Below are 230 nucleotides of genomic sequence, written 5' to 3'. Positions count from 1 at the left end.
AAGCTCAGTTGAAGCAAAACCCGGAAAATAGAGATTACCTTTACGCTCTTGCACAAATCGCTATGGATAATCAGGACTTTTCGTTAGCGCAACGTGCTTTGAAAAAGTTAGCAGAAATTGAACCCAGCAGCCACGTATACCGCTTATTGGGCAACGCCTATCACGCTCTTGGTGATAGTCAGCTAGCGGCTAACGCTTACAAAGAAGCGTTAGCTCACTAACTCTTGCAG

1 protein-coding gene is annotated in these 230 nt (G+C 45.2%); it reads left to right on the top strand.

What is annotated here, in order from left to right:
- The coding region (locus tag R0J88_RS24045; RefSeq protein ID WP_410901464.1) for a tetratricopeptide repeat protein at positions 1-221 on the top strand (221 nt) is incomplete at its 5' end.
- Positions 222-230: the final 9 nt, after the last annotated feature.

Origin of the sequence: Pseudoalteromonas sp. SIMBA_162, assembly GCF_046535955.1 — a bacterium.
In the GTDB taxonomy this organism is placed as follows: domain Bacteria; phylum Pseudomonadota; class Gammaproteobacteria; order Enterobacterales; family Alteromonadaceae; genus Pseudoalteromonas; species Pseudoalteromonas marina.
This window is presented reverse-complemented; position numbering and strand designations above follow the sequence as displayed.